Below are 3,869 nucleotides of genomic sequence, written 5' to 3'. Positions count from 1 at the left end.
TGGCGGCGAGCAAACGGACTTGATTTTAACGAATCTTTAATCGCCGAAGCTCAGGTATTGCACCGGCCAATTCGGGCGGAATGCCTTGCCGGTTGGCTGCTTCCGGCTACCATACCGGCCGCACCACAGGGCGCAACGTCGCCGAAACCGGCTGTCCATATACACGAAGGCTGCTTCAAATTTGAGCAGCAGCCCGAATTAGACGCGTATTATCCGCTAAAAGTACAGCTTCACGCAGCAAGAGTTCATTCTTAATGGCAAAAAACCGCTTCAACTACTCGTGGCTGCACGACCACATCAACGACCCGTACGTGAAACTCGCGCAGCGCGAGGGGTATCGGGCGCGCGCCGCGTACAAACTGAAGGAGATCGACGAGCAGGACAAGCTGATCAAGCCGGGGCAGATTATCGTGGACCTGGGGTCGACTCCGGGAAGCTGGAGCCAGTATGTGCGCAACAAGCTGGCCAAAGGGGCGAACCGCGGTGACACACGCGAAGGCGGGATAGATGGCAAGATAATTGCGCTCGATCTCCTGCCCATGGAACCCATTGCCGACGTTACGTTTTTCCAGGGTGACTTTCGGGAAGACGCGGTGTTGGATCAACTGAAAGAATTGGTCGGGGATCATCAAGTCGATCTTGTAATCTCGGACATGGCCCCCAACCTCTCAGGTGTTGCGAGCGCGGATGCCGCCCGGATGGAGCATTTGTGCGATCTGGCGCTGGAATTTTCGCAAAACCACCTGAAACCGGATGGTGCGCTGCTGGTTAAATGTTTTCACGGCAGCGGTTATAGTCAGATTGTGGAAAAGTTCAAGCATCAATTCAAAATCGTCGCGCCACGCAAGCCTAAGGCGTCGCGCGACAAATCGTCCGAAACGTTTATTTTGGGCAGGCAACTCAAGCGTCGTGAGTGAGAGTTGCCGGCGAAACCGCCTCGGAGGAGCTTTTGTCCAACGAGCGTGTTTGCCGAAGGGGTCCAAAAATCGGATCCGGCCGCTATCTTCGTGCTAGTCAAAGGTTATAGCAGGGGCTTGCGGTCTGGATTAGAATGCTTTCGTGGTGCCGCAAGGCGAATGTAGGCGCCCGTCTATGAGTGAAGGAGTGGTGCTTTGAACAACAATATGTTTTCTAAGGCAGCGGTGTGGCTGGTTATCGCACTGGTGCTGTTCACGGTGTTCAAGCAGTTCGACAAACCCCGCGTCCAGGAAGGTGTGTCGTATTCGCAGTTCATGGACGACGCGAAGACCGGTAAGGTCAAGACCGTTACCGTGCAGGGCCGTAATCTCACCGTCACCCCCGCAGACGGTCAGAAATACCAGATCGTGTCGCCTGGCGACATCTGGATGGTCGGCGACCTGATGAAGTACGGCGTTCAGGTCAGCGGCAAGGCTGACGACGAACCCAACGCGCTCGTTTCCGCGCTGTATTACCTTGGACCGACGATCCTGATCATCGGATTCTGGTTCTTCATGATGCGGCAGATGCAGGGCGGCGGGAAAGGCGGGGCGTTTTCGTTCGGCAAGTCACGAGCGCGGCTGATCGACGAGAATAACAACGCAATCAATTTCACCGATGTCGCTGGTTGTGACGAAGCGAAGGAAGAAGTTTCCGAGCTTGTCGACTTCCTGCGCGATCCACAGAAATTCCAGAAGCTCGGCGGGAGAATTCCGCGCGGCGTGCTGCTGGTCGGGCCTCCGGGTACGGGTAAGACGCTGCTGGCGCGCGCCATTGCTGGCGAAGCCAAGGTGCCGTTCTTCAGCATCTCGGGTTCTGACTTCGTGGAAATGTTCGTGGGTGTTGGCGCCGCACGGGTGCGCGACATGTTCGAACAGGCGAAGAAACATGCGCCTTGTATTGTGTTCATCGACGAAATCGATGCGGTGGGCCGTCATCGTGGCGCCGGCATGGGCGGCGGTAACGACGAACGCGAACAGACGTTGAACCAGATGCTTGTTGAAATGGACGGCTTCGAAGCGAACTCTGGCGTGATCGTGATCGCTGCAACCAACCGTTCTGATGTACTGGACAAGGCGTTGCTGCGTCCGGGCCGTTTCGACCGTCAGGTTTATGTCGGTCTTCCGGACATTCGCGGTCGCGAACACATCATGAAGGTGCACCTGCGCAAGGTGCCGATCTCGAACGACGTCGACGCTTCGGTGATTGCACGCGGTACGCCGGGCTTCTCGGGCGCCGATCTGGCGAATCTCGTGAACGAAGCTGCGCTGTTCGCAGCGCGCCGCGGCAAGCGGATCGTCGAGATGGCGGATTTCGAAGACGCGAAGGACAAGATTTTCATGGGTCCGGAGCGCAAGTCAGCTGTGATGCGCGAAGAAGAGCGCCGGAATACGGCCTATCACGAGTCGGGTCACGCAGTGGTGGCGAAGTTGCTGCCTCACGCAGATCCGGTGCACAAGGTTTCCATCATGCCGCGTGGCTGGGCGTTGGGGATCACGTGGCAGTTGCCGGAACACGATCGCGTGAATCTGTATCGCGACAAGATGCTCGAGGAAATCGCCATTCTGTTCGGCGGCCGTGCAGCGGAAGAAGTGTTCCTGAACTCCATGTCCACGGGTGCCTCGAACGACTTCGAGCGCGCGACCAAGATGGCTCGTGACATGGTGACGCGTTACGGTATGTCGGACGTGCTTGGCACGATGGTATATGTCGATACCGAGCAGGACGGCATGTTCGGCAAGATGGCGTCGAAGACGGTATCCGAAGCCACGCAGCAAAAGGTCGATGCTGAAATTCGCCGGATTCTAGACGACCAGTACGGCCTCGCTCGCAAGCTGCTGGAAGACAACCGCGACAAGGTCGAATCAATGACGAAGGCGCTGCTGGAATGGGAAACCATCGACGCAGAACAGATCAGCGACATCATGGGCGGTCGTCCGCCGCGGCCGCCGAAGAACCTGCCGCCGCCGTCGAGCGATCCGTCTGCTGGTGGTGGCAATACCGGTGCGGAAGTCAAGCCGGGTAACACGACAGCGCCCGCTTCTGCCTGACGTGATTCCAGAGTAGTTTCGAAGGGCTGGTGTGTTGTTCACACCAGCCCTTTTTCTTTCTTGAGATCACCGTCTTGAGCAACACCTATTTAGCTACAGCCATGCAAACCGTCGCGGACCCCCTCACGTGTGGCCGATTCACGCTCACCTTCGAGCGTCCGCTCATCATGGGAATATTAAACGTCACGCCGGACTCGTTTTCAGACGGCGGGCGGTTTGTCGCGCGTGATGCCGCGCTGGCTCAAGCGGAAACGATGATTCGCGATGGCGCCGATATCCTCGATATTGGCGGCGAATCCACGCGCCCCGGCGCGCCACCCGTGCCGCTCGACGAGGAACTGGAGCGCGTGATCCCGGTGATCGAGGCATTGAGGTCAACTGGCGTGCCGCTTTCCATCGATACCTACAAACCTGCCGTGATGCGTGCCGCACTGACTGCCGGCGCAGACATGATCAACGATATCTGGGGGTTTCGTCAGGAAGGCGCGTTCGATGCCGTCGAGGACAGCGCCTGCGGTCTGTGCGTAATGCACATGCTCGGCGAACCCGGGACCATGCAGAAGCACGAGCCGGTCTATCGGAATGTCGTGGCGGAAGTGCGCGAGTTTTTCGACGAACGTGTGCGCACGTTGACCGAAGCCGGCATCGCGCCAAATCGCATCTGTCTTGATCCCGGATTTGGCTTCGGCAAGTCCGTGACGGTTCATAATTACGACTTATTGGCGAATTTCGCCGGTACGCAGCCTGTGAACATGAACCTGCCGTTGCTGGCAGGGATGTCGCGCAAGTCAATGCTGGGCGCAGTGACTGGCCGGACTCAGCCGTCCGAACGGGTGGCTGCAAGCGTGGCGGCAGCGGTGA

4 protein-coding genes are annotated in these 3,869 nt (G+C 58.1%); all 4 read left to right on the top strand.

Features of this window, described 5'->3' with window-relative positions:
- The coding region (locus ACRXB1_RS32530) for a hypothetical protein (RefSeq protein WP_449494371.1) at positions 1-255 on the top strand (255 nt) is incomplete at its 5' end.
- Positions 255-917 (top strand): RlmE family RNA methyltransferase, encoded by a 663-nt coding sequence (locus ACRXB1_RS32525; protein ID WP_061999912.1) that lies wholly within the window; start codon positions 255-257, stop codon positions 915-917. The genes ACRXB1_RS32530 and ACRXB1_RS32525, both read left to right, overlap by 1 nt.
- A gap of 195 nt (positions 918-1,112) precedes the next feature.
- Positions 1,113-3,008 (top strand): ATP-dependent zinc metalloprotease FtsH, encoded by a 1,896-nt coding sequence (gene ftsH / locus ACRXB1_RS32520; protein ID WP_061999911.1) that lies wholly within the window; start codon positions 1,113-1,115, stop codon positions 3,006-3,008.
- A gap of 101 nt (positions 3,009-3,109) precedes the next feature.
- Positions 3,110-3,869: dihydropteroate synthase (gene folP / locus ACRXB1_RS32515; protein WP_449494372.1), on the top strand; the 760-nt coding region annotated here is incomplete at its 3' end.

The organism is Caballeronia sp. M23-90 (assembly GCF_053574605.1).
Note: the sequence above shows the minus strand (reverse complement) of the source record. Positions and strands in the feature narration are given on the sequence as shown.